Raw genomic sequence first — 22,433 nt, 5'->3', positions numbered from 1 at the left:
TCAGCTCGCCGTCTTGAGTTCCACGTCGCGGAACGTGGCGGTGGTCTTCTCGCTGAGCGCGGGCTTCTCACCGCTGGCGCCGTGGCGCAGGAACGTCGGCGGCTGAAGCGTGGCGCGCAGGGTGTATTTGCCGGCCTTGGGGATGGAGAAGTTGTTGGCGTAGTGGAAGAACTCCGCGTAGTAGAAGTTCAGGTCCTGCGCCTGGACGACCTTGCCCTTGCTGTCGATGACCTCAAGGCGGATCGGCACGTCAGGGACGATGCGGCCGGTCTTCGCCTCCCTCGGGATGATCTCGATGTGGTGGGTCTCGTTCTTGGCCGGGGCACGGCTGACCAGCTTCCCGTGCCCACTGTGCTCGGAGTGGAACCAGGGCTCGGCCGCCTCGACGATGTAGCCGATGCGGTAGTCGCCGGCGCGGGCCTCACCGCCGTTGGCCGCGATCTCCGCCTTCAGCACGGCGTGCTGGTGCGCCACACCGGCCGGGGCGGTCTCCTTCGCCTGCCCCTCGGCGGGGCTTTTGCCGGAATCGGCGCCACCACAGGCGGTGAGGGCGAGGACGAGCGGGACTGCCAGAGAGAGCGAACGCAGCGGGATGCGGAACCCGGGCATGGCTGAAAACCTTCGATCGGAAGTAAGGTGAGGCGAACCTAAGTGCCTGCCGTGTGCCCGTCAAGCCCGCCTGTCGATGCGGACATATACCGCATAACGGACGCCGTGGAGGCATTTTCCCTGTTCCAGGGGAAGTTGAAATGCCGTCAGTAGGCGCTGGGGTTCAGTGCAATGGTCAACATCTGGACAGGCAGGCGCTCCGTCCACCTACACTGCGCCCGCCTCCGTTCCCCCGTCTCGCACCAGGAGCCGTCATGCCCTCTCGCCTGACCCGGACCGCCACCGTGACCCTGCTCACCATGAGCCCGCTCGCCCTGCTGACCGCCTGCGCCGAGAAGAGCAGCGGCGGCAGCGATGCGAAGTCGGGGGCCATCACGGTCCGGGCCACCGATGACGCCTGCAAGCTCTCCCGTACGTCCGCACCGGCGGGGCCGGTCTCCTTCAAGGTCGTCAACGAGGGCAGCAGGATCACCGAGTTCTACCTCTTCACCCCGGACGGCAAGGTGGCCAGCGAGGTCGAGGGCATCGGCCCCGGCACGTCCCGCACCATGACCGTGAAGACCGACAAGGCCGGCACCTACGCCACGGCCTGCAAGCCCGGCATGGTCGGCGACGGCATCCGGGGCGACTTCACCGTGACGGCGAAGAAGGCGAAGGACGCGAAGAAGCAGCACAGCTGAGCGCGCCTGTCACGGAATGCACGTAGCCCCGGGGACGACCGGAAGTCCGGACGCGCGGAAAGAGTCGGGGAAAACGGTCACGGCCAGGGTGGCCACCCCCCACAGGAGTCACCCTGGCCGTGATCGCGTCGCAGGACGCTTGCGCGCCTGTATGCGGTTCTGCGTCGCGGGACGCCGTCGTGTTACCCGGGCGAGCGATACGTCCGATACGCGGGGGCATGGGCGGCAACGTGCGGGGGGAGAGGTCGACGACCGTGCACACCTCCAGCACCGGCGATCTGAAGACCACGGTCGCCGCGTCGGAGGACGGCTACTGGCGCTGGAACTTCGCCGGCACCTCCACCACCCCGGCCGTGAAGGCGACCGGCGACTTCGTGGACGTGCAGTAGGCCCACACGCCCCCGGGTGTCTTCCGGTTCTCTCGGTTCTGTCAGTTCGTCGGTTCCGTCGGTTCCGTCGGTTCCGTCGGTTCCGTCGGTGCTGTCCGGGCGCAGCAGCGCCCGCGGGCCGAGGTCAGGTGAGGCCGGCCAGGGCCAGGAATTCGCTGCGGGAGCGCGCGTCGTCGCGCAGGGTTCCCAGGAGGGTGGAGGTCAGGGTGCTGGAGCCGGTGGCCTGGACGCCGCGCAGGGTCATACAGCTGTGTTCGGCTTCGATGACGACGCCCACGCCCTTGGGATCCAGCTGCGTCTGGAGCCAGTCGGCGACCTGCTTCGTGAGGCGTTCCTGGACCTGCGGACGGCAGGCGAAGTGCTCGACGACGCGGGCGAGTTTCGACAGGCCGAGGATGCGCCGGCCGGGCAGGTAGCCGACGTGGGCGGTGCCGACGAACGGCAGCAGATGGTGTTCGCACACCGAGCGCACGGGGATGCTGCGGGCCAGGACGAGCTCGTCGTAGCCCTCGTCGTTGGGGAAGGTGGTCAGGTCGAAGGGGCGGGGGCTGAACAGCTCGGCGTAGGCGCGGGCCATGCGCCCCGGCGTGCCGCGCAGGCTCTCGGTTTCGGTGCTGATGCCGAGTGCGTGCAGGAACTGTCCGGCGGCGCGTTCGGCGGCGGCCAGGTCGATGGCGTCGGTTTCCTGGACGACGCGCAGGGCGGTCTGTGCGGGCTGTGCGGGCTGTGCGGGCTGTGCGGGCTGTGCGGGCTGTGCGGGCGTGGGTATCGCGGAGTCGCCGGGTGCCAGGTGCAGGGCGGAGTGGGGATGCCGGGTCATGTCAGCTGCCACCGATCCCGAGGGCGGTGAGCAGGACCAGGACCACGGTGACGACGGCGAAGAGGCCGTGGCCTGCGACCACCGGTACGGGGAAGGACCGCTCGGCGGGCTCGGGCTGCTGCTCGGCGGCGGCCGTGGTGGCCGCGGCAGACCGGGCCCGGTGGACCGGGAGCCAGCGCGCCAGCATCGTGAAGCCGAGCAGCGCGACCGGCACCAGGAGACCGAACGCGGTCCAGGCCAGCGCGTCCTTCGCGGTGATCACGTAGCCGATCCAGACGACCAGGCCGACCGCGGCGAGCGCGAAGTGCCCGAAGAGGACGGGGACGGGCAGGCGGCTGTTGCCGGCCTTGGCTCCGCCGCGGGAGAGCCAGGTGCCGAGCATGTAGAAGCCGCCGAGAGCGGTGATCAGCCAGGCGATCAGTGCGGCGATGTCCATGAGGACTCCTCGTAGTGAAGGGCGGACCCACCGCGGCCGCGGTTGCGCGCGGCCACGCTGGTGAAGGTGATCAGCCGGTGGCGTCCGGCGGGCGGTGGGTGGCGGCGAAGCCCTCGGCCTGGGTGCTCTCGTCGGCGACCCGTACGCCGTAGCGGTAGGCGAGCTTTCCGCCCAGATAGCCCGAGACCCCCAGAGCCACGAGGCTCACGGCGTTCAGTGCGAGCATGCCGCCTCCCACACCGGCATCCGGCCGGTAACCGCCGTACCGCCACAGGAAGTTGGCGGTATAGGCGGCGGTCACCAGCAGGTTCAGCGTCATGTGGACGAGGCCGACGCGGAACGCCCGGGTGCCCGGCGGGATGGCGAACAGATCCAGCAGGCCGACCAGGGCCGCGGCCAGCGCGCCGAGCACCCCGAGCGCGATCAGCCACCTCGCGCCCCGGACCAGGAACTCCGGATCGCGTACGAGATGCGAGGCGATGTCGAAGACCAGGCTGCCCACCCATGCCCCGATGGGAACGGTGACCAGGATCGGGTGGAAGGGGTGCCCGTACGGTCCGGCCAGCGCGGCACTCACCGGCCGCTTGGCCCGCTCATGCGATGGATCCACCATGACGACCACCTCCTAGTTTCACCAACAAATCTTGGTCTTATTCACCGGAGCCGTCAAGATGCCCAGCTCGACACCGCATCGCACGGGGGTTCACTGGTTGCACCTATCGGTGTACGCGTTACTGTGAAGACGTGACCTCTGACGCAACGCCGCAGGTTCCCGCAGGTGACGCCGCGATCGAATCCGTCAGCGTCCTCGGCGAGGACTCCCGGCGGCAGATGTTCGCGTTCATCCGGCGCCAGCGCCGCCCCGTGACCCGGGACGAGGCGGCCGCCAGCGTGGGCATCTCGCGCAAGCTCGCGGCCTTCCACCTCGACAAGCTCGTCGACGCCGGCCTGCTGCGCGCCCGGTACGGATCACCCGGCGGGATCCGCAAGGTCGGCCGTCAGCCCAAGGTCTACGAACCCGCCGAGGGCCACATCCACGTCAGCATCCCCGACCGCCGTCACGAACTGCTGGCGTACCTCCTGCTGGAAGCCGTCCTGACCGAGGACGACGGCGAATCCGCGACGCACGCCGCCGTGCGCACCGCCGGCCGGCGCGGCCGGGAACTGGGCGAGAGCGAGCGGAAGGAAACCCGTCCCGGGCGGCTCGGCGCGGAACGCGGACTGAGCGTCTGCGAGCGGATGCTCGACCAGCACGGCTTCGAGCCCGTCCGCGAAACCCCCACCCAACTCCGGCTGCACAACTGCCCGTTCCACCCCCTGGCGGCCAAGGCCCCCGACCTGGTGTGCGGAATGAACCACGCCTTCATCGCCGGCTACCTGGAGGGCCTGGAGGTCAGCAGCGTGGAGGCGACGCTCGCCCCGCGCCCCGGGGAGTGCTGCGTCCAGCTGGGGCCGGCCAAGGACTGAGGCGCGGCCTCACCGGCGGCACCACCCTGCAACGGACCGCCTTGCAACGGACTGCCCGCAACGGGCCGCCTCGCACCCGACTACCTTGCACCGCACTAGCTTGTTGTGCACGACTCTTGCTGTGTAAGGTACTGGCCATGGAAGAGACGTCCACCCCCCGCGCCCAGTGGCTGCGAGGGGTGCTGGATATGTGTCTGCTGGCACTGATGGCACAGGCCCCGGTCTACGGCTACGAGATGACCGTCCGGCTCGCCAAGGCCGGGCTCGACGTCGCGGACGGCTCGATCTACCCGGCACTGGCGCGCCTGCGCAAACGCGAGCTGGTCACGGTCGAACGCCGCAGCGGGGGCGGGGGCCCCGCCCGCACCTACTACATGCCCAGCGAAGCGGGGATGCGGATGCTCCGCTCGTGGAGCCGCGACTGGGGCGAATTCGCCACCACTGTCCACACCATCATCGGCCCACCGGCGCCGGAGGAATCATGACACTGACGGTCGACGACGCGATACACACCGCCACTGAGACGTGGCACCGCCTCGGTGTGGAACAGGCGACGGCCGAGGAGATGGCCGAGGAGCTGGCCGCCGATCTGACTGCCGCCTCCTCGGACGGCCGGTCGGTCGCCGACTACATCGGCGGGGACATCGAGGCGCTGGCCACCTCCTGGGCGGCCGAACGCGGTCTGCTGCCGGTGCACCGGCAGCTGAAGGAGACCGCCGTCGCGGCGGCCCAGGGCGCCGCTCTGCCCACCCTTGCCGCCCTCGCGCTTTGGTATGTGGGCTGGTCCCACCTGCTGGACCCCAGCGGCGAATCCGTCGTCACCACGCTCGACGGACAGGTGGTGCGGGAGGTGCGCCGGTTCTCCGATCCCGGCGTTCCCTTGATGTGGGTGGGCCTGCCCGTGTGCGTGCTGGTCGCCTTCTTCTTGATCCGGCGCGCCGTGCGCGGGACGCTCCAGCACCATCACGCCCCGGCGATCGAGGCGACCATGCAGGTCCTGACCAAGGCTCTGCCCGTCATCCTCGGGGCAGCGGCCGTAGTGGCCGTCGCGCTCGGCTACTTCGCGGACTTCGTGATCGGGAACTACCAGCTCCTCTTCACCGCCCCCATGGCGTTGGCCGGAATGATCGGCGCCGTCGCAGCCGGCGCCGCCTGGGTCCGGAACCGCACCTGCCCGCCCGTGACCCCCGGCAGTTGAACCCCGGCACTCAGGGGGCACGGGGCGGGCTGCGCCCCCTGAGCCCGTCGGAAGCACCGTCAGAGGCGTCGCAGCCAGGCGGCTGCGCCATGGCCGACGGCCAGGTAAATCAGCGCGGGGAGGGCGTAGTTGAAGAAGACCCGCAGCCCTTCCGTATCCATCATGAAGATGTCCTGCGACCAGCCGGCGAGCCAGTCGGCCATGCCGTGCACGAAGTCGACGAAGACATTCGCATGATTCGCTTCGAGCAGATACAGCAGGATCCACAGCCCGAGAAATCCCGCGGCGATATCCGCGAGGCTGTGAATGATCAAGGCGAGTCGATCCGCACCGACGCCTCTCTGGTTTCCCCGTCCACTCGCCCTGCTGGTGCGGGGGGTTGGCGGCGGAGCGGCGTAGTACGGGTCGGCCGGCGCAGGCTGGTAGGCCGAGGGTGAATTGCTGGGGGCCGGAGCATGCGCCCCGACAGGCGGCAGCGGAGCCGTATCACCGCCATTAGGCGAGTTTGCTCCGCCGTGGTAGGGAGAGTTTGCACTGGAGCCGTATGGACGATTTTGCGGCGTGCCATCATTGAGGTAACTCACGGTGCCGCGCATTTCCCGTCGAGCGATTCCGAAACTCCCTTCACCGCTAATTCACATCGTTGTCCTCGGTCCGCCACGTCGCAGCTGACAGGCCGATGGCACGGGCGGCCGACTGGCGGCCGCCCGCGCCACGCGCGGCAACTCGAAGCGGGGGGACCGCAATCATCAAGGCACCGCGCGGCCGAAAACGATCGGCACCACCCACTGCGGCAGGCCGCCCGAAAGTGTCACACCCGGCCGCGGCCCCTGCCCGTGGCCTCCCGGCTGCCGTCACCGCGCGCCATCCGCCGAGAATGTCCGGTGCGCCCCACTACGTCGAAATCTCCCTTTCCGCTCCTTCGGCAGCCGCGTACGGGTGGATGACAGACCTCCCGTCGAATGGCGCGAACCAGCGATCGACGTCCAGCGACCCGGCTTCTGCGATCGTTGCGTCCCTTTCCCCGTCCTCCCCGGCCGTCTCGTGCCACAGCCCGAAACCGTCCTCTTCGAGCACCTCGCCGGCAAATACTTCCCAGGCGGAGGCCACTCCGTCGTACAAAAGGCCGTAGCCATCCAGCACCACCCCGGCCTCACGCAGCAGGAAATTCAAGAGGAATTGCTCGGCCACACAGCCCAATTGCACGAAGTCGTCGCGGGTGAGACGGCCGGTGAGCGAGACGGCGGTGACGAGAAAACGGCGGGCGAAGCGGACGGTGTACTGCGCGGCGAACTGTTCCGGCAGATCGTCGAGGTACCAGAGGACCCCGTCGCATTCCTCGACGGACGTTTTCGCCTCGCTGAGCGTCTGCACATCGTGGAAGAGCTGGTCCACCAGGAGATCGATGGCGTACACCAATGCCCCGGCGGCCAGTTCCGCGTGTTCCCGGTCGACGCCGGACTCTTTGTCGCCCTCGCACCAGCCGAACGATTCGAGCCCGAATGCGGTGAGGCGAGGCGCCATCGCGCGGACCTTGACGCGCATTTCTTCGGCCTCTTCGCCGGGAAGCCGCACGGCAGTGGCTTCGGCCCTCGCCTCCGCGTGTTGCGCGGCGCGTACGACGGGATCGGCCGGCGGCGCGTCCGGGCCGTCCGCGGCATCCAGGCTCTGCTGAGCGAATTCCGGGTGCAGCTCAACCTCGCACTTGGTGATCTGCCATGCGCTGAGCAGCTCCGACTGCTCCAGGACCTCGCCGACGACTTCTCGCATGGCGTCCTCGGCGACCTCCAGAGCAGGCGCCTCCACGAACAGCTTCAGCAGGACCCCGCCGGGGTGAGCGGCCAAGAGGGAATCGAAGGTGTCGATTTCCACGTCGTCCGGCCCCTCGACGGCCTCGATCTGCTCCAGGCCCTTCCGGAGCAGAAAGATCACACCCTCCCGCTGAAGAGCGTCCAGTTCCGCGGCACCGGCCGGAAGGCGCGTGTCCACACTCACCACATATGTCACGCGGCCATCGTGCCGGAGCGTCACTGCTCAGCGGGCGGGAATGCGTGCTCTTCCGCCATCCGTATCCGCGACGGCCCGGCGGCACTTCCGTCGGGATCCGCGGCGGCCCGGCGGCCCTTCACCTGGCGGGCGCACCCTTCACCCCACCGTCACCGTCTCCTCCCACTCAACGCGGTGGAAGTGGAGCGGGCGGAGGAACTCCTCGGGGCTGGGGAACGCCGGCGCAGGGGCGCCGCTCTTGCCGGACTTGACCTTGTTGACGGCTGCGGCATTGCGGCCGATCGCCTCCACCCGCGGGCGGCGCAGGCTTTCGTAGGCGGCGAACGCCTCGCCCGGCGAGGGCAGATCGCGCAGGCAGCGGGCCAGTTCGACGGCGCTCTCGATGGCGAGCGAGGCGCCCTGTCCGGAGCTGGAGGACGGGGCGTGCGCCGAGTCCCCGACCAGCACCATCCGTCCGCGGTGCCAGTGCGGTACGGACGGCATGCGCTCCATCCGGCCGACCACCATCAGGTCGTCGGGGCCGGTGTGCCGCAGCAGCCGCTCGCCCGGGACATGACCGGTGTAGAGATCACGCAGCCGGCTCAGCCACTCGGCGCGGGGTACGCGCGCCAGGTCGGCCGGGCTCGGCGGGGTGTCCGTGGGCAGGCCGGCGAACCAGATCATCCGCCCGTCCGGGCCCTGCCAGTAGCCCATGAAGGCGCGGCCGAACGCGAAGTACATGGTGCCCGGTTCGGGTCCGGCCCCGCCGCCCACCGCCGCGTAGCCACCGAAGCTCAGCACGCCGCCGTACTCGGGATCGGGTGCCTGCGGGTCGATCACGGTGCGGACGGTGGAGCGGATGCCGTCGGCACCGATCAGGATGTCGGCGGTCGCGGACGAACCGTCGGCGAAGTGGGCGGTGACACCCTCGGGCGTCTCCTCGGCGGCGACCAGCCGCTTGCCGTACGCGAACCGGACCCCCGCGGCGACCGCGTGGTCGGTCAGCGCACGGAACAGCCGCTCGCGCGGCAGCGTCAGCGTGGCGGGCAGTTCCGGGAAGCCGCCGAAGCCGGCGAGCTGATTGCCGGCGCCGTCCGCCATCACCATGCCGGGCACCGGCTGCCCGAGGGCCCGCACCGCCGCGTCGGCACCGACCGTCGCCAGCGCCGCCTGACCGTTCGGCGCCAGCCCCAGCCAGGCCCCGACACCGTCCGCCGCACTGGGATACGCCTCGTAAACCGTCGCCGCGATGCCCGCCTTGCGCAGTGCGAGCGCAGTGACCGGGCCCGCCACACCTCCCCCGATGACCAGTGCCGTCCGTACGCCGGAGCCGTGGCCGCGGTTGTCGCTCATAACCCCTCCCGTGGGTCATGTGGATGCGCCGTGTGAACGCGGCATCCATAGTGGCAAAGGAACTAGTAGCAATGCAACTAGTCACCCATTGCCTACGATGCCTGCATGACCGCCTCCGTGAAGAGCTCGCCGCTGGGACTGGCCGTGCTGACGCTGCTGCACGCCCGGCCGCTGCACCCCTACGGCATCCAGCAACTGCTCAGGCAGTGGGGCAAGGAGCAGGTCGTCAACGTCGGCCAGCGGGCCGGGCTGTACCGCACCATCGAGCGGCTCCAGGCCGGCGGGCTGATCACCGTCCGGCAGACCGAGCGCGACCAGCAGTACCCCGAGCGGACCGTCTACGAGGTCACCGAGGAGGGCCGGGCGGTCACCCGGGAGTGGCTGGAGCAGATGCTGGCGGTACCCAAGGCGGAGTTCCCCGTGTTTCCGGCGGCGCTGTCGAACATGCTGCTGCTCAGCCCGGACGAGGTGGCACCGATCCTGGAACGGCGGGCCGCGCGGCTCGCCGACGGACGCGCCGAAATGGAGCGCCAGTCCGCCGAAGCCCCCACCGGGCTGCCCCGCATCACGCTGATCGAGAACGAGTACCGGCTCGCCCTCCTCGACGCCGAGGAGCGCTGGCTCCAGGGGGTGCTCCGCGATCTGCGGGACGGCAGCCTGACCTGGTCCCCGGAGATGCTCGCGGCGTTCCAGGAGGCGTCCGCACCGGGTTCGGCCGCGAGCTGACGGGGGCACGGACGGCCTGATCGTGCATGTGGAGGCGCCGGGCGCGTGGCGCCACCCGGATGGAATTTCTCAAGGACCACGGCGCGTATGACGACGTCCCCTTCGACTCCTATTGGATGGAGAGGACGTTCTTCCACCATGGCCTGGATCTACTTGGCCCTCGCGGTCGTCTTCGAGATCATCTTCGCGCTCGGCGCGAGCGCCTCGCACGGCTTCACCCAGCTCAAGGCGTCCCTGATCACCGTGGTCGGCGTCGTGGGCGGCATCTACTTCATCAGCCTTGCCCTCAAGACTCTGGATGTCGGGGTCGGCTATCCGATCTGGACCGGGCTCGGGGCGGTCGGCACGGTGACCTTCGGAGCGCTGATCTTCAAGGAGAAGATCACGTCGGCCAAGGTGGTCTGCTTCGTCGCCATCATCGGCGGGGTCGTCGGTCTCAAGTCGCTTGCGGGGGCGTGACGATGACCAGGGAGAACACGGGCGCAGAGCAGAAGCAGAGCCTCACGGTCGCCTGGGCCTGGCTGTTGGTCGCCGCCGTCTTCGAGGTGATCTTCGCGCTCGGCTCGGCCGCGAACAGCGGCTTCACCAAACCGGTCCCGTCCGTCATCACCGTCGTAGTGGGCGGCGGCGGGGTCTATCTGCTCAGCCTCGCCTTGAAGACCATCGATGTCGGCATCGGCTACACCGTCTGGACGGGCATCGGCACCGTCGGCTCCGTCCTGTTCGCCGCGCTGCTCTACGGCGAACAGCTCACGCTCGGCAAGGTGTTCTGCTTCCTCGCAATCATCGGCGGCGTGGTCGGGCTCCATCTGACCTCCGAGAAGCCGAAGGAGGACGACACCTCCGACGCCACCGGGCCCGCCGGCGACGAGGGTCCGGAGTCACCGGTCGCACCCAAGTCGGCGTCGTAGCCCCGGGGCACCATACGGACGGTTCGGGGGCGACGTCGCATCGGCGTCGGCCGAACCACGGCACCAGCCCCAGGTCGGTGACCTGGGGCTGGTGTGTGCGCGGCCGAGGAGGTGGCCGCGGGCTAGCTGGGGCTCGCGTTGCCGCAGCGGCTGGTGCGCTCTTCGTCGGTCATCGGGCGGGACTGAATCCTGATGATCTTGTAGCTGATGTCCCCCTCCACGTCGGTGAAGTCATGGGGACCATGGGAGTTGTGCGAGTTCACAGGAGCGAAGGGGTTCGTCTGGTCGACGCCGTTGAGGTGCCAGTTGCCCTTCGCCTTCCGGGTGACCGTCACCTCGTCGATCCAACCGATCTCGCCGGGCTTCAGGGTGCCCGTGGTATCGCTGCTCTCCGTGTTCTGCTTGAACCAGGTGTGCTCGATCTTCGGCAGCACCGAGACGGGGTTCGCGCCGACCGACATACCGACGACCGTCGTTTCGCCGGTGGTCTCCGCCTCGCCCTGCTTGAAGTCGGCGTTCTCGGAGGTGCAGTTGTCGCGGTAGTCCCCCACGACCGTCGGTGTGCCCTCGACCGGATCACTGACCCATGTGGTGGGGGTGAAGGTGCAGTCCTGGCCGCAGTCGGCGAGGAACTCCGCGACCTTCTCGGGGGTGCTCCAGATGCCCTCGCCCTGGGGAACGGGCACATCCGGCGCGTCGGTTATCCAACCGCCGCCGCCACCGTCCGCCTGCGCCGGGGTGATGGACAGGCACAGCGCTGCCGCGAGGGCCATCGATCCCACCGCGACGGCCCGCCGGCCCCTGCCGGACGAGCGAACCTTGCGTACTCGTGTGTTCATCTTGTGCGTCCCTTACTTTCACCTGAAGCGCGGATTGCGTCCTGCGATTCCGTTCACGACTCCGGGTGTTGCCGTCCCGGGAAGGCGGCACCCGTCGTGAGCGAGGTGTGCAGCAGCTCCGGACCGGCCAGGAACGGAGTGCCGCCGGCCACGCGCCCCTAAGGGACTGCCGCTGCGACCGGCACACCACCGAGATTCGGCCACCTGGCTCATGTTCGGCTCACAAGCCGCTCACAGGCGTCGCCCAGAGTCGGAGGTGCCGGCCGTTGAGGGACTACGGCACCACCTCCCCCGGCCGCGGAAGGTGGTGCCGTAGCGGCCCCGGCGTTACAGGTGGTCGCCCCAGCCTCCTTGGACCATGGTCTGGAAGGCCCACGCGCCGTCCCGCCTGACCAGGATGTCGGCGTAGCGCAGTTGCCGGGTCTCGCCGTCCATCGTCATGGTCGAGTCCGAGAAGACCACGGCCAGGGCGGGCGAGAGGAAGACCGGCGTCCGCGTGGACTCGAAGCTGATGTCCTCGCTTCCGTCGCCCATGACCTGCGTCATCGTCGCGAGGTACTGCTCGCGGTCCCACTGTGCCGACCGGGCGTTGCCGGCCGCGTCGTCACTCACGAGGTTGAGGGGGAACACCGCCATGTCGGCCATGCGCTGAACGTCGCGCTTCGCGCTCTGTGCGTCGTACTCCGCGAACCAGGCGTTCAGGCTCGCGCGGTCCTCGGCGGTCGGGACATAGCCGGCATCCGGCAGGAAGGTCATACGGGCTCCTCACGGTCTTCGGTTCGGCAGCCGGGGTGTGGTGCGCGAGGGCGAGTGCCCCGCCCGGCCGCCCCTTCACTCATCAAGTTTGACTAGTACGCGGATTGTGGAGGGTATGCCCCGCGAGGACTCTAGTCAAACTTGATTAGGAGTCTTCTAGCTCCATCCGGCCGGCCGGAATTCGACCCCTCGGCCGGGGACGCGTCGCGACATGTCCGAAGTGCGGGAGGGCTCACCCGGGAATCTGCACCGAAGCGTCACAGGGCCTACGCGTGGCCCTCGACGGGTGTCGTTAGCGTTACTGCCCGCTCGATCCCGCGTGCGAACTGGATCAGCTTGATCAGATCGCCGGCGTCCCTGACGGCGCAGCCAGCACAGAAAGATCGCAGATGGACTACTGCTCATCGTGCCGCCGGAGTCTCAACGGGGCTCTCGTATGTCCGGGATGCGGCGATTACGCCCCGGACATCGCCCCGCCCACCCACCGTCGGCAGAGCACGACGGCCACCGCCGCGATGTGGGAGTCCTGGCCGCCGGAGGAAGCCCCTGCCGCGGGGCCCCGGCAGGACCGCCGGTATGCCGAGGCCGCGCCGTTCGCCGAGGCCGCGCCGTTCGCCGGTGGCGCCTCCGGAGCCGCGCGGGCGGGTACGGCGGAAACCGCTGCCGTCGCGGACGCGGATGCGGACGTGGACGTGGATGCGACCGGTGACGCCGGGATCACCGCGCCCACCGGGCAGGGCCGGGCGGCCCGGCGCCGGCAGCTGGCGCGGTGGAAGAAGCACCGGCGCCGGGCCGCGGCCGCCACTGCCTTCGCGCTGGTCGGCGGCGGTCTGACCGTCAGCATGCTCCAGAACAAGCCGGCCACCAACGGCACCCACGCCTCCTCGATGCCGGAGCCGGAGAGCGTGTCCACGCCCCGGACGGAGCCCGCCGCCTCGTCGACGGACCGGTCGGACAGCCAGGCGTCCCGGCACCCTGGTGCCCGCCCCTCGCTCCCGTCCGGCCGGCATGCCCGTCGCGACGCCAACACACCGCCGCCCGCCACGACGGCCCGGCAGCCGCAGTCCGTCACCCCGTCGCACACCGCCACGCCCCCGCGCCCGGCCGAGGCCCCGCAGGACCGGTCGGCGCACCCCGCCCACACCGACGCCGCGGCCCCCGCGACGAGCGCCCCGGCCGCCTCCGGCAGCTCCGGAGGTTCCAGCAGCTCGGGCGGCTCCGGCAGCTCCGGCGGCGACACCTCGCCGTCGCGCACGGCACCGACCAGCCCGTCCGCACCAGCTGCGGAGCCGGCCACGCCGACGGATGTGTGTCTGCTGGGATTGGTGTGCGTCGGCTGAGCCGACAGTTCAGGGCTCGCCCGGTGAGCCGGCGCAGGCAGCCGGACGGGCCGCACTCCCGGCCCTCACCGCGCACGGTGTCCGGGATGGATTCTTCTGCTCACTGCGCGGCGGAGCGCGGGTGCCGGGGAATGCGGGCGAGGGGGCAGCGATGGACGCGCGGGACGAGGAACTGGCTGAGGCGGTCGCCGGGTTGCTGAAGGGGCCGCGCGGCGCCCAGGTGGAGGCGGTGGTGTGTGAGTGGGGGGGAGGGGTGAACGCGCGGGCGCGGCCTAGCTATCGGGCCGACCGCCGGCCGCGCCGGCCGGAGACCGCCGCGGGCGGGGTGCGCGGGAGGCCCGGGGGGATGTCGGCCCCGGGCGTCCCGGCGCCGGGCGGGCCGGCTGCGTCACTTCCCGAGGGCGCCCGGGTGCGGGCCTTGAGGACCTGGGCGCCGATGGCGAGCGTGACGGCCAGGAGCAGGACGTAGAAGACGCCGATCTTGCGCAGGTCGTCGAGGAAGAACCAGACCGAGGCCAGGGACGTGAACCAGAAGGCGATGAGCGCGAAGCCGCCGGTGTGCTCGTCCTTGTATCCGGCGGCGAGGCAGAGTGCGGAGACCACGCCCAGGACCAGGGCGATGATGACGTAGTGGGTTTCCCAGCCGATGTTGGCGCGGGCCAGCTCGGACCACACGGCCACGGCCTCCGCCACCGGGCCCCAGGCCACCGCGCAGGCGAGCCGTGCCGACCACAGCAGCAGCACCGAACCGGCGACGGCGGCGAGCAGCGCGACCCGGGAGAACTGGCCGGACTCGATCATGTCGGTCCGGGATATGACCAGGCACAGCAGGCAGCCGAGCAGGGCGACCGCGCCCTCGGCCGTCGGCCGGAACACCACGCGCGCCGGTCTCCGGCGGCCGGGCCGCGGCGCCGGTGCGCTCCCGGCGGGCGCGGGCGGAGCCACCGCCGGGGCAGGGCCGGCGGATGGGGCAGGGCCCGCGGCCGCGGGGTCGAAGGCGGTGGGGGTCGGGGTAGGGGCAGGGGGTGCCGGTGCGGGGTGGGGTGCCGCGGTGAGGGCCGCCTGCATCGTGGCGGCATCCGCGAAGCGGTCCTCCCGGCGCTTGTGCAGGGCGCGGGCGATCACCGCGTCCACGGCGGGCGGGAGTTCCGGGCGGAGCCGGGAGGGCCGCACCGGTTCCGCGGCCAGATGCTGATGCATGACGGAGAACGGTGAGTCGCCGGTGTACGGGGGACGGCCCGTCAGCAGCTCGTACAGCAGACAGCCCACGGCGTACAGATCGGTGCGGTGGTCGGTCGCGGCCCCGTTGATCTGCTCGGGGGCGAGATAGGCGGGGGTGCCGACCGCCACGCCCGTCCCGGTCAGCCGGGTGGCCACCTCGCTCAGCGCCTTGGCGATGCCGAAGTCGACGACCTTGACCGCGCCGGAAGCGGTGAGCATCACGTTCGCGGGCTTGATGTCCCGGTGCACGATGGCGTGCCGGTGGCTGTGGTCCAGCGCCGCCAGCACCTGGCCCGTGATGTCGACGGCCTGCGCCACGGCCAGCGGGCCGTCCCCCAGCACCTGGCTGAGGGTCCGGCCTGCCACGTACTCCATGACCAGATAGGGCTCGGCCGCACCGCCGCCGGCGTCCTCACCGACGTCATGAACGGTGGCCACACCGGGGTGGTTGAGCGCGGCGGCGGCATGCGCCTCCCGCTGGAAGCGGGTGAGGAACTCGGGCTGCATCGCCAGCTCGGCGGAGAGGGTCTTGACGGCGACGGTGCGGCGCAGCCGGTGGTCGACGGCTCGGTACACCGTCCCCATCCCACCGTGTCCGAGCTGCTCCACCAGCTCGTACCGCTGCCCCAACATCCTTTGTTCCACCGGGTTTCCTCCAGGGACCGACCATGCCAACACGCCGGAAGACGTTCGGGAGAGCGGACGGGTTCCCGCCCCACGGCGGGGCGGGGGTGGGCGAGGCGGTGCGGACTACTGATCGCCCGGGGACGAACCGCCCGTGCCGTCCTGCTCGGTGACGGTCAGGGCGGCGGCCGGGCAGAGTCCGGCGGCCAGCCGTGCCCTGGCGTGCTGCCCCGGTGGCGGCGCGGCGGTACGGAGCAGGACCAGGCCGTCCTCGGCGTCCTGGTCGAACACCTCGGGGGCGGTCAGGGCGCACATCCCGGCGCCGATACAGCGGTCGCGGTCGATGCTCAGATGCACCGGACTACTCCTTGTCCCAGGTCACGGGGAGTCGGTGCACCCCGTGAATGTTCATGGCGTCGCGCAGCGGTACGTCCTCGGGCGGGACGGCCAGCCGCAGCGTCGGGAAGCGGCGGAACAGCGCCGGGAAGGCGACCGTCATCTCGACCCGTGCCAGCTGCTGCCCCAGGCACTGGTGGGCGCCGTGACCGAAGGCCAGATGCCCGGTCGCCTTCCGCCGGAGATCGAGGGTGTCGGGGTCGGGGAACTTCAGCGGGTCGCGGTTGGCGGCCGCCACCGAGACCGTGACGGTGTCGCCGGCCCTGATCAGTTGGCCGTCCAGCTCGATGTCCTCCAGGGCCGCCCGTATACCGGTGTGGGCGATGCTCAGATAGCGGAGCAGTTCCTCGACCGCCTGGTCGGCGAGGCCGGGGTCGCCGCGCAGGGCGGCGGCCTGCTCGGGGTGGCACAGCAGGGCGAAGGTGCCGAGCCCGAGCATGTTCGCGGTGGTGTCGAGACCGGCGGCCAGCAGGAAGCCGCCGATACCGGCCAGTTCGTCATCGGTCAGTTCCGTGGTGGTCAGATCGCTGAGCAGGTCGTCGGTGGGGTGGGCGCGCTTGGCCGGCACCAGTTCGCGGACGCATTCGGTGAGCGCGGTCATGGCGGCCATCTGCGCCTCCGGGCCGGCGTCCGGGCTGCTCAGCATCGCCGCGTGCGCCTGGAAGCCCGCGCGCTCGGACTCCGGGACACCGAGCAGTTCGCAGATCATCAGCGCCGGTACGGGATGCGCGAACGCCTGCACCAGATCGACCACCGGTCCCTGGCGCTCCATGGCGTCGAGGTGGTCGGCGGTGATCTGCTCGACGCGCTCGGTGAGCCGGCGCATCCGGCGGACGGTGAACTTGCCGGCGAGCAGCCGCCGGTAGCGGGTGTGCTCCGGTGCGTCGATCCCGGTGAGATCGCCGAGCGGCGCCGGGGGCAGCGGACCGGTGGGCCCGCCCGGCAGGGGGTAACGCAGCAGCTCGTACCGGGAGCTGAAGCGGGGATCGGCGGCGATCGCCCGGGTCACGGCGTGGCCGGTGGCCAGCCAGCCCACGTGCCCGTCCGGGTAGTGCATCGGACGCAGTGGCTGCTGCTCGCGCAGTTCCGCCAGCTCGGCGGGCGGGTCGAAGGGACAGCCCGGGGCGCGGGTCAGCGGCAGGGTCACCGGCTCGGGACGCGCCGCCGCTTCCTGAGCGGTCGGCCCGGTCGGCCCGGCCTGCTCGGCCTGCTCGGCCTGCTCGGTCGTGGGTGCGGACGGTGCGGTCGGTGCGGACGGTTCATGCTGCATGGGGTCCTCCGAGGAAGGATGACGGCACGGTGAAGCGCCGGGCCGGAGTGCAGGGTGAGGTGCGTGGTCAGCTGCGCGGTGAAAGCGCAGCGAAGAGCGCGGTCAGGTGCGTGGTGAAGAGCAAGTGCCTGCGCGCGGTGAGGAGGTGTGGAGCGGCCGTTCAGCGGGTGGCGCTGCGGCGGAAGGCCGTACGGGCCCACAGGTAGCCGACCAGGGTGAGGCCGACGCACCAGGCCACGGCGCCAATCGCGGCGCCGCCGACGCCGGTGCCCATCAGCAGGCCGCGCAGGGTCTCGATGACCGGGGTGAAGGGCTGGTACTCGGCGAACCAGCGCAGCCCGGCGGGCATGGACTCCGGGGGGACGATGGCGCTGCCGAGGAACGGCAGGAACTGCATCGGCAAGGGGATGTTGCTGGCCGTCTCGACATTCTTGGCCACCAGGCCGATGGCGGCCGACAGCCAGGTCAGCGCCAGGGTGAGCAGCGTGAGCAGACCGGCGGCGGCGAGCCATCCGAGCGGGGTGGCGTGCGGCCGGAAGCCCATGAGGAGCGCGACCCCGATGACGAAGGCGATGCTGACCAGCGTCTGGAGCATGCTGCCGACGACATGCCCGGTCAGGAACGAGGCCCGGGATATCGCCATCGTGCGGAAGCGGTTGACGATGCCTTCGGTCATGTCGGCGCAGACGCCGACCGCGGTGACCAGGGCGCCCGAGGTCGCGGCCATGAGGATGATGCCGGGGGCCACATAGTCGATGTAGTCGGCGCTGCCGCCGGCCGTCCCGCCGATACCGGTCCCCAGGGCGCCGCCGAAGACATAGGTGAAGAGCAGCAGCATCAGGACGGGCATGGCGACGACCGAGACCGTCATGGAGGGGTAGCGCAGGGCGTGCTTCAGGTTGCGCCGCAGCATCGTCCGGGCATCGCGGGCCGCGTAGGTCAGCGTCGTCATCGGGCGTTCTCCTTCGGGGAGTTGGCCTCGCTGGTGGACCGGTCGCGGCCGGTGAGGGTGAGGAAGACATCGTCGAGGTCGGGGGTGTGCACGGTCAGTTCCTCGGCGCGGATCGACGCCTGGTCCAGGGTGTCGAGGACGGCGCGGAGGGCGGGGACGCTGCCGTCGCCGGGGACGTGCAGGGTGAGCGCTTCGCTGTCGTGTGCGGGGGCGCCGAAGAGGGCGGCGGCCGCGTCGAGTCGGTCCGTGTCAGCGAACCGGAGGCGGATATGGCCGCCGGGGATCCGTCGCTTCAGCTCGTCCGCGGTGCCTTCGGCGACCAGCTTTCCGTGGTCCAGGACGGCGATGCGGTCGGCGAGTTGATCGGCCTCTTCCAGATATTGCGTGGTCAGGAAGATGGTGACGCCGTCGTCGGCCACCAGGCTGCGGATGATCTCCCACATGGTGCGCCGACTGCGTGGATCGAGTCCGGTGGTCGGCTCGTCGAGGAAGATGATGCGCGGATTCCCGACCAGGGTCATCGCGAGGTCGAGCTTGCGGCGCATACCGCCCGAGAAGGTGGCGACGGGCTTGGTGGCGGCCTCGGTGAGTTCGAAGCGGCGCAGCAGTTCGGTGGCGCGCCGTCGGCCTTCGCGGCGGTCGAGATGGTGCAGGTCCGCCATGAGGAGGAGGTTCTCCCGGGCGGTGAGCAGGTTGTCCACCGCGGCGAACTGGCCGGTGACACCGATCGCGGCGCGTACCGCGTCCGCCTCGCGGACCAGATCGTGGCCGGCGACCCGTGCCCGGCCGGTGGTGGCGGGGATGAGGGTGGAGAGGATCTGCACGGTGGTGGTCTTGCCCGCGCCGTTGGGTCCGAGCAGGGCGAAGACCGTGCCTTCGGGGATGCGCAGGTCGATGCCGTCGAGCACCGCCTTGTCGCCGTAGGACTTGGATAACCCGGTGGCGTCGATCGCCGTCGCGACGGCGGTCGTGGATGTCGTGATCATGAGAGTTCCCCGTTTGCTGGATGTGGTGGTGGCCGGCCGCAGCGGCCGGACCCGGTCAGGAGCTCAGGAGCGGCGGATCAGGATGTCGCCGACGCTGGTGTGGGCGCGTACCTCCACGGTCTCGGCGCTGTCGCCGGGGCCCTCCGCGGCGCCGAGGTCGTTGTGCACCCGGCCGAGGCCGGTGGTCACGTCCAGCCAGGCTGCGGTGGACGCACGGATGCCGACCTCCAGATCACCGGCGGCGGCACGGAGGACGACCTGGCCGCGGGCCACTTCGCCGATCCGGATGGCACCGTTGGCCGACTTGGCGTCGACTCCGGCGTGGGCGACACCGACGGAGATCAGGCCGTTGGACGCGCTCGCCCGCAGGGCGCCGGTGACCTCGCCGATCGTGGTCGCACCGTTGCCGTTCTTGACCAGCGCCGCGCCCGCGATCTCGCCGACCTCGATCCGGCCCGACCCGAAGATCTCGGCGTCGCCCGCCACCCGGTCCAGCCGGATGTCGCCGTGCTGGGTCCGCAGGTTGGCGGCCTCTGCCACGTCGACCTGGAGGTCACCGAGCGAGGTCTTGAGCCGGCACTCGCCGAGCCGGCCCTCCACGGTGAAGTCCGCCATGGGCGAGGTGCCCAGGACGTCCGAGCCGGTCGGCAGCTCGATGGTCACGCCGACGGAGCCGGGCTTGCCGAAGAGGGAGCGCTTCTTGGGGCCCTTGACGAGCAGCTTGCCGCCGGAGCAGGTGACCTTGGTCTGCTGCGCGGCCCGTACATCGGCCTCCGAGGTGGCGTCGTTCGGCACCACCTCGACAACGGTGTCGGTGCGCTTGCTCGCGGCGATCCGGACGGAGCCGAGGTCGATCTCCACGGTGACGGAAAGCGGTTCGGGTGTGTCAAAAGCAGGCATGGCTGTGGCGTCCTCATGACTGGTGTGAGTTCCCGCCGAACGGGCGGGTGAAGGAGTGGAGCGGAGTGGAGGAATGGAGAAATGAGTGAGCGGGTGGGTGAGTTGGCGGATGGATGAGTCAGCGGGGGTACCGGCCGCCCCTAGGACGTGTCCTAGCGGACCCACCCCGTGTAGCCCTGCTTGCCCCCGTAGCGGGGGCCGCGGTCGGCCGGGCGCCTGGGGGCGCCGGGCTCCAGGGCGGAGCCGACGGCCCGCACCAGCCAGGCGTTGACCGAGAGTCCTTCCTGTCCTGCGGCCTCCTCGACCCGGGCCTTGAGCGGGGCGGGGAGACGGAAGTTGATGCGCGCGGTGCCGCCCTCGTCGGCGTCCGCAGCGGCCGGGGGCGCGACCGCCCGCGGCTCGCTCGCCGCCGCCTCGGGCAACTCCGGCCGGTCGTACGGCTCCTGGGCCGGCGGTGCGGTCACCACGAACTCGGGATCGAGCCCGCGCAGCCGCAGATCGACCGATCCCGGGGCCAGATCGCGGGTGATCTCGGTCGCGGCGGAGGAGAGGGCGTTCAGCAGCGTGAGCCGGACGGCCGACTCCAGGGGGGTGGTGAGCCGCTCGGCCAGGGCGCGGGCTTCTTCTCCGCCCGTGTCCGCGGCGACCGCGAGCTCGTGCCGGAGATTGTCGACGTAGGGCGTGAGGTCCATGACGCCATCATGGCACCATCATGGCGCCATCGCAAGCCACCTTGGCGCATGAATGGTGCCAGTGGCGCCACCATGGCGTCATCCCAGGCGCCACACGACTTCCGCGCGCCGCCCTTCGCGCGGCGCGGGCGGTGACGGCGGGGCGCCACGCGCGCCGGCCGGCGACGAACGAGGGCGGCTCCCGCGGCAGTTGACCCCGCGCCCGGCAGCCGTGCCGGGCGGGCCCGTCCACGGCTCCGGCGCCCGGGAAACGCCGCCCCTCGGCACCCTCGAACAGGCGGGCTATGGTGCTTCCGCAGACTGTTCAACCCGTGCGGGGGAGGCGAACTCACGGTGTCCGATCAGGGACGGCTCGTAGCCGGGCGGTACCGGCTGGTGGAGCGGGTCGGCCGTGGTGGCATGGGCACGGTGTGGCGGGCCGAGGACGAGCTGCTCGGGCGACCGGTCGCCGTGAAGAAGCTGCTGGTACCGCCGCATCTGAACGACGACGAGATCGAGACGCTCTACGAGCGCACCCGCCGCGAGGCCCGCAGCGCCGCCCGGATCACCCACCCCCATGTGATCGTGGTGCACGATGTCGTCGACGACGAGGGCCTGCCGTGCATCGTCATGGAGTACATCCCCTCGGTCACCCTGGGCGACCTGGTGAAGAGCAAGGGGGCGCTGCCGCCGGGCGAAGCGGCCCGGATCGGCGCCGGCATGGCCTCCGCGCTGCGCGCCGCCCACGACGCCGGGGTGCTGCACCGGGACGTCAAGCCCGCCAATGTGCTGCTCGGGAACGACGGGCGGATCGTCCTCACGGACTTCGGTATCGCCGTGCAGTCCGGCACGCCCTCGCTGACCCGGACCGGCGAACTGGTCGGGTCGATCCAGTACCTCGCCCCGGAGCGCCTCCGGACCAACATCGCCGAGCCCGGCCCGGCCTGTGACCTGTGGTCCCTCGGGGCGACGCTCTACCAGGCGGTCGAGGGGCGCCCCCCGTTCAGCCGGGACACCGCCATCGAGACGGCCTACGCCATCGCCACCGAGGAGTACCCGCCCCCGCGCAACGCCGGTGACCTGGCCCCGGTGATCGCGGGTCTGCTCGTGAAGGAACCCGGGGAGCGCATGGACGCCCATGAGGCCGAGCGCCTCCTGGGCGGCCATACGACCGGCACAGAAATCCTTCTCGACGACCAGCCCACCGGGCCGCAGCGCGCCGCGGCCCCCGCGGTTCCCGCCCGGAAGGGCAGGCGCGGCCGCCGCACGGCGCTGTGGAGCGCCGCGGCCATGGCGGTCGCCGCTGCCGTGACCGGTGGCGTGCTGCTGTGGCCCTGGGGCGGTGCCGATGCGACCAGCGCCACCCCGCCCAAGTCCAAGACCTCCGGCCACCCGTCGGCTCCCCGCCCCTACTCGCCCCCGCCGGTGCCCTCCGGCTACCACCTGGAGGAGCCGGGCAAGGGCTTCTCCCTCCCCGTACCGGACGGCTGGAAGCAGAAGCATCCTCCCGGCGGTGACGTCGCCTACGTGGACCCGTCCGGAAAGGTGGGCCTGCGGATCAACATCGTCCCGTTCGCCGGCGCGAAGGATCCGGTCCAGCACTGGCGGGAGACCGAGGAGGACCAGACGCGCCGGGACAACCCGGGCTATGAGCGGGTCCGGATGGACCCCACGACCTTCCGCGGCCGGCCGGCGGGCTACTGGGAGTTCACCTTCAACGGCTCGGCACGGGAGTACCGGGCGGTGGAGGTGGCCTTCAGCAGCGCCGACGGCACCCAGTGCGTGGTCTATCTGGTCGCCCCGAACGAGCAGTGGACCCGGTACCGGCCGATCTTCGACACCGCCCTCCAGGGCGTCCGGCTGCGCGCTTAGGAGCTTGTTCTCCGCATCGGCCCCGGCCCCG

The 22,433-nt window shown here is 70.9% G+C and carries 25 protein-coding genes and 1 pseudogene; 10 read left to right on the top strand and 16 right to left on the bottom strand.

Annotated elements, in window-relative coordinates; all coding sequences use genetic code 11:
- On the bottom strand, positions 1 to 609 hold the full coding sequence (locus AC3EUV_RS29290; protein ID WP_432141218.1) for an iron transporter: 609 nt from the start codon (positions 607 to 609) through the stop codon (positions 1 to 3).
- A 254-nt stretch (positions 610 to 863) separates the two neighbouring features.
- Here AC3EUV_RS29290 and AC3EUV_RS29285 point away from each other — a divergent pair, with 254 nt between their 5' ends.
- Positions 864 to 1,289 carry a cupredoxin domain-containing protein gene (locus tag AC3EUV_RS29285; protein ID WP_432141219.1) on the top strand — a complete coding sequence of 142 codons (426 nt, stop codon included), beginning with the start codon at positions 864 to 866 and terminating at the stop codon, positions 1,287 to 1,289.
- A 251-nt stretch (positions 1,290 to 1,540) separates the two neighbouring features.
- Positions 1,541 to 1,678 (top strand): annotated as a pseudogene (locus AC3EUV_RS29280) (calcium-binding protein); the annotation flags it as partial.
- 124 nt (positions 1,679 to 1,802) lie between these two features.
- Here the strand turns inward: AC3EUV_RS29280 and folE are convergent.
- The 3 genes from folE to AC3EUV_RS29265 form a co-directional block, all read right to left on the bottom strand.
- The gene (gene folE, locus AC3EUV_RS29275; protein ID WP_432141220.1) at positions 1,803 to 2,498 is read right to left on the bottom strand and encodes a GTP cyclohydrolase I FolE; all 696 of its coding nucleotides are present in this window, start codon (positions 2,496 to 2,498) and stop codon (positions 1,803 to 1,805) included.
- 1 nt (position 2,499) lies between these two features.
- Positions 2,500 to 2,934 (bottom strand): hypothetical protein, encoded by a 435-nt coding sequence (locus AC3EUV_RS29270; protein WP_432141221.1) that lies wholly within the window; start codon positions 2,932 to 2,934, stop codon positions 2,500 to 2,502.
- A 70-nt stretch (positions 2,935 to 3,004) separates the two neighbouring features.
- On the bottom strand, positions 3,005 to 3,547 hold the full coding sequence (locus AC3EUV_RS29265) for a DUF2231 domain-containing protein (protein WP_432141222.1): 543 nt from the start codon (positions 3,545 to 3,547) through the stop codon (positions 3,005 to 3,007).
- A gap of 131 nt (positions 3,548 to 3,678) precedes the next feature.
- Between AC3EUV_RS29265 and AC3EUV_RS29260 the strand changes: the two genes are divergently transcribed.
- The 3 genes from AC3EUV_RS29260 (at position 3,679) to AC3EUV_RS29250 (ending at position 5,599) form a co-directional block, all read left to right on the top strand.
- Positions 3,679 to 4,401, top strand: coding sequence for a helix-turn-helix transcriptional regulator (locus AC3EUV_RS29260; protein ID WP_432141223.1), 723 nt, complete (start codon positions 3,679 to 3,681; stop codon positions 4,399 to 4,401).
- A gap of 137 nt (positions 4,402 to 4,538) precedes the next feature.
- Complete coding sequence (locus tag AC3EUV_RS29255; RefSeq protein ID WP_432141224.1) at positions 4,539 to 4,886, top strand: PadR family transcriptional regulator; 348 nt, start codon at positions 4,539 to 4,541, stop codon at positions 4,884 to 4,886.
- Positions 4,883 to 5,599 (top strand): hypothetical protein, encoded by a 717-nt coding sequence (locus tag AC3EUV_RS29250; protein ID WP_432141225.1) that lies wholly within the window; start codon positions 4,883 to 4,885, stop codon positions 5,597 to 5,599. Before AC3EUV_RS29255 ends, AC3EUV_RS29250 begins: the two co-directional genes overlap by 4 nt.
- 59 nt (positions 5,600 to 5,658) lie before the next feature.
- Here AC3EUV_RS29250 and AC3EUV_RS29245 read toward each other — a convergent pair whose 3' ends face one another.
- The 3 genes from AC3EUV_RS29245 to AC3EUV_RS29235 form a co-directional block, all read right to left on the bottom strand.
- On the bottom strand, positions 5,659 to 6,075 hold the full coding sequence (locus tag AC3EUV_RS29245; RefSeq protein WP_432141412.1) for a hypothetical protein: 417 nt from the start codon (positions 6,073 to 6,075) through the stop codon (positions 5,659 to 5,661).
- 418 nt (positions 6,076 to 6,493) lie between these two features.
- Positions 6,494 to 7,531, bottom strand: a complete 1,038-nt coding sequence (locus AC3EUV_RS29240; RefSeq protein WP_435604241.1) for a hypothetical protein — start codon at positions 7,529 to 7,531, stop codon at positions 6,494 to 6,496.
- 213 nt (positions 7,532 to 7,744) lie between these two features.
- A complete protein-coding gene (locus AC3EUV_RS29235; RefSeq protein WP_432141227.1) occupies positions 7,745 to 8,938 on the bottom strand; it encodes an FAD-dependent monooxygenase in 1,194 nt (397 codons plus the stop codon).
- 105 nt (positions 8,939 to 9,043) lie between these two features.
- Between AC3EUV_RS29235 and AC3EUV_RS29230 the strand changes: the two genes are divergently transcribed.
- The 3 genes from AC3EUV_RS29230 (at position 9,044) to AC3EUV_RS29220 (ending at position 10,575) form a co-directional block, all read left to right on the top strand.
- Entirely contained in the window at positions 9,044 to 9,664 is a 621-nt protein-coding gene (locus tag AC3EUV_RS29230; RefSeq protein WP_435604240.1) for a PadR family transcriptional regulator, read from the top strand.
- A 138-nt stretch (positions 9,665 to 9,802) separates the two neighbouring features.
- Positions 9,803 to 10,123, top strand: coding sequence for a DMT family transporter (locus tag AC3EUV_RS29225; protein WP_435604239.1), 321 nt, complete (start codon positions 9,803 to 9,805; stop codon positions 10,121 to 10,123).
- Between the two features lie 2 nt (positions 10,124 to 10,125).
- Positions 10,126 to 10,575 carry a DMT family transporter gene (locus AC3EUV_RS29220; protein ID WP_435604238.1) on the top strand — a complete coding sequence of 150 codons (450 nt, stop codon included), beginning with the start codon at positions 10,126 to 10,128 and terminating at the stop codon, positions 10,573 to 10,575.
- Positions 10,576 to 10,697: 122 nt separating this feature from the next.
- On the opposite strand, the gene AC3EUV_RS29215 is transcribed toward AC3EUV_RS29220, so the two are convergent.
- Together AC3EUV_RS29215 and AC3EUV_RS29210 are read right to left on the bottom strand one after the other, a co-directional pair.
- Positions 10,698 to 11,414, bottom strand: coding sequence for a hypothetical protein (locus tag AC3EUV_RS29215; protein ID WP_432141231.1), 717 nt, complete (start codon positions 11,412 to 11,414; stop codon positions 10,698 to 10,700).
- A 327-nt stretch (positions 11,415 to 11,741) separates the two neighbouring features.
- Entirely contained in the window at positions 11,742 to 12,170 is a 429-nt protein-coding gene (locus AC3EUV_RS29210) for a nuclear transport factor 2 family protein (RefSeq protein ID WP_432141232.1), read from the bottom strand.
- Between the two features lie 389 nt (positions 12,171 to 12,559).
- Between AC3EUV_RS29210 and AC3EUV_RS29205 the strand changes: the two genes are divergently transcribed.
- On the top strand, positions 12,560 to 13,510 hold the full coding sequence (locus AC3EUV_RS29205) for an SCO2400 family protein (protein ID WP_435604237.1): 951 nt from the start codon (positions 12,560 to 12,562) through the stop codon (positions 13,508 to 13,510).
- Between the two features lie 276 nt (positions 13,511 to 13,786).
- Here AC3EUV_RS29205 and AC3EUV_RS29200 read toward each other — a convergent pair whose 3' ends face one another.
- The 7 genes from AC3EUV_RS29200 to AC3EUV_RS29170 all read right to left on the bottom strand — a co-directional run bounded on the left by AC3EUV_RS29200 (position 13,787) and on the right by AC3EUV_RS29170 (position 20,551).
- Positions 13,787 to 15,376, bottom strand: a complete 1,590-nt coding sequence (locus AC3EUV_RS29200; protein WP_435604236.1) for a protein kinase domain-containing protein — start codon at positions 15,374 to 15,376, stop codon at positions 13,787 to 13,789.
- A 105-nt stretch (positions 15,377 to 15,481) separates the two neighbouring features.
- On the bottom strand, positions 15,482 to 15,712 hold the full coding sequence (locus tag AC3EUV_RS29195) for a ferredoxin (protein WP_432141235.1): 231 nt from the start codon (positions 15,710 to 15,712) through the stop codon (positions 15,482 to 15,484).
- Positions 15,713 to 15,716: 4 nt separating this feature from the next.
- Positions 15,717 to 17,021: a cytochrome P450 gene (locus AC3EUV_RS29190; RefSeq protein WP_435604235.1), complete on the bottom strand. Its 1,305-nt coding sequence runs from the start codon at positions 17,019 to 17,021 to the stop codon at positions 15,717 to 15,719.
- Positions 17,022 to 17,181: 160 nt separating this feature from the next.
- Positions 17,182 to 17,973, bottom strand: a complete 792-nt coding sequence (locus AC3EUV_RS29185; RefSeq protein WP_432141237.1) for an ABC transporter permease — start codon at positions 17,971 to 17,973, stop codon at positions 17,182 to 17,184.
- Entirely contained in the window at positions 17,970 to 18,959 is a 990-nt protein-coding gene (locus AC3EUV_RS29180) for an ATP-binding cassette domain-containing protein (RefSeq protein ID WP_435604234.1), read from the bottom strand. Before AC3EUV_RS29180 ends, AC3EUV_RS29185 begins: the two co-directional genes overlap by 4 nt.
- 63 nt (positions 18,960 to 19,022) lie before the next feature.
- On the bottom strand, positions 19,023 to 19,859 hold the full coding sequence (locus AC3EUV_RS29175; protein WP_435604233.1) for a DUF4097 family beta strand repeat-containing protein: 837 nt from the start codon (positions 19,857 to 19,859) through the stop codon (positions 19,023 to 19,025).
- Positions 19,860 to 20,011: 152 nt separating this feature from the next.
- Positions 20,012 to 20,551, bottom strand: a complete 540-nt coding sequence (locus tag AC3EUV_RS29170) for a hypothetical protein (RefSeq protein WP_435604232.1) — start codon at positions 20,549 to 20,551, stop codon at positions 20,012 to 20,014.
- A 333-nt stretch (positions 20,552 to 20,884) separates the two neighbouring features.
- On the opposite strand from AC3EUV_RS29170, the gene AC3EUV_RS29165 reads away from it, so the two are divergent.
- A complete protein-coding gene (locus AC3EUV_RS29165) occupies positions 20,885 to 22,402 on the top strand; it encodes a serine/threonine-protein kinase (RefSeq protein WP_435604231.1) in 1,518 nt (505 codons plus the stop codon).
- Positions 22,403 to 22,433: the final 31 nt, after the last annotated feature.

It is taken from the genome of Streptomyces sp. bgisy130, from assembly GCF_057708345.1.
The sequence above is the reverse complement of the archived record's forward strand: the minus strand, read 5'-3'. Positions and strand labels throughout refer to the sequence as shown.

Coding starts and splice junctions, on each gene's coding strand:
- AC3EUV_RS29235 (WP_432141227.1), bottom strand. CDS start 8,938: ATGAGCGACAACCGCGGCCACGGCTCCGGCGTACGGACGGCACTGGTC.
- AC3EUV_RS29270 (WP_432141221.1), bottom strand. CDS start 2,934: ATGGACATCGCCGCACTGATCGCCTGGCTGATCACCGCTCTCGGCGGC.
- AC3EUV_RS29205 (WP_435604237.1), top strand. CDS start 12,560: ATGGACTACTGCTCATCGTGCCGCCGGAGTCTCAACGGGGCTCTCGTA.
- AC3EUV_RS29180 (WP_435604234.1), bottom strand. CDS start 18,959: ATGATCACGACATCCACGACCGCCGTCGCGACGGCGATCGACGCCACC.
- AC3EUV_RS29225 (WP_435604239.1), top strand. CDS start 9,803: ATGGCCTGGATCTACTTGGCCCTCGCGGTCGTCTTCGAGATCATCTTC.
- AC3EUV_RS29185 (WP_432141237.1), bottom strand. CDS start 17,973: ATGACGACGCTGACCTACGCGGCCCGCGATGCCCGGACGATGCTGCGG.
- AC3EUV_RS29220 (WP_435604238.1), top strand. CDS start 10,126: ATGACCAGGGAGAACACGGGCGCAGAGCAGAAGCAGAGCCTCACGGTC.
- AC3EUV_RS29265 (WP_432141222.1), bottom strand. CDS start 3,547: ATGGTGGATCCATCGCATGAGCGGGCCAAGCGGCCGGTGAGTGCCGCG.
- AC3EUV_RS29210 (WP_432141232.1), bottom strand. CDS start 12,170: ATGACCTTCCTGCCGGATGCCGGCTATGTCCCGACCGCCGAGGACCGC.
- AC3EUV_RS29215 (WP_432141231.1), bottom strand. CDS start 11,414: ATGAACACACGAGTACGCAAGGTTCGCTCGTCCGGCAGGGGCCGGCGG.
- AC3EUV_RS29255 (WP_432141224.1), top strand. CDS start 4,539: ATGGAAGAGACGTCCACCCCCCGCGCCCAGTGGCTGCGAGGGGTGCTG.
- AC3EUV_RS29175 (WP_435604233.1), bottom strand. CDS start 19,859: ATGCCTGCTTTTGACACACCCGAACCGCTTTCCGTCACCGTGGAGATC.
- AC3EUV_RS29190 (WP_435604235.1), bottom strand. CDS start 17,021: ATGCAGCATGAACCGTCCGCACCGACCGCACCGTCCGCACCCACGACC.
- AC3EUV_RS29290 (WP_432141218.1), bottom strand. CDS start 609: ATGCCCGGGTTCCGCATCCCGCTGCGTTCGCTCTCTCTGGCAGTCCCG.
- AC3EUV_RS29285 (WP_432141219.1), top strand. CDS start 864: ATGCCCTCTCGCCTGACCCGGACCGCCACCGTGACCCTGCTCACCATG.
- AC3EUV_RS29170 (WP_435604232.1), bottom strand. CDS start 20,551: ATGGACCTCACGCCCTACGTCGACAATCTCCGGCACGAGCTCGCGGTC.
- AC3EUV_RS29230 (WP_435604240.1), top strand. CDS start 9,044: ATGACCGCCTCCGTGAAGAGCTCGCCGCTGGGACTGGCCGTGCTGACG.
- AC3EUV_RS29250 (WP_432141225.1), top strand. CDS start 4,883: ATGACACTGACGGTCGACGACGCGATACACACCGCCACTGAGACGTGG.
- folE (WP_432141220.1), bottom strand. CDS start 2,498: ATGACCCGGCATCCCCACTCCGCCCTGCACCTGGCACCCGGCGACTCC.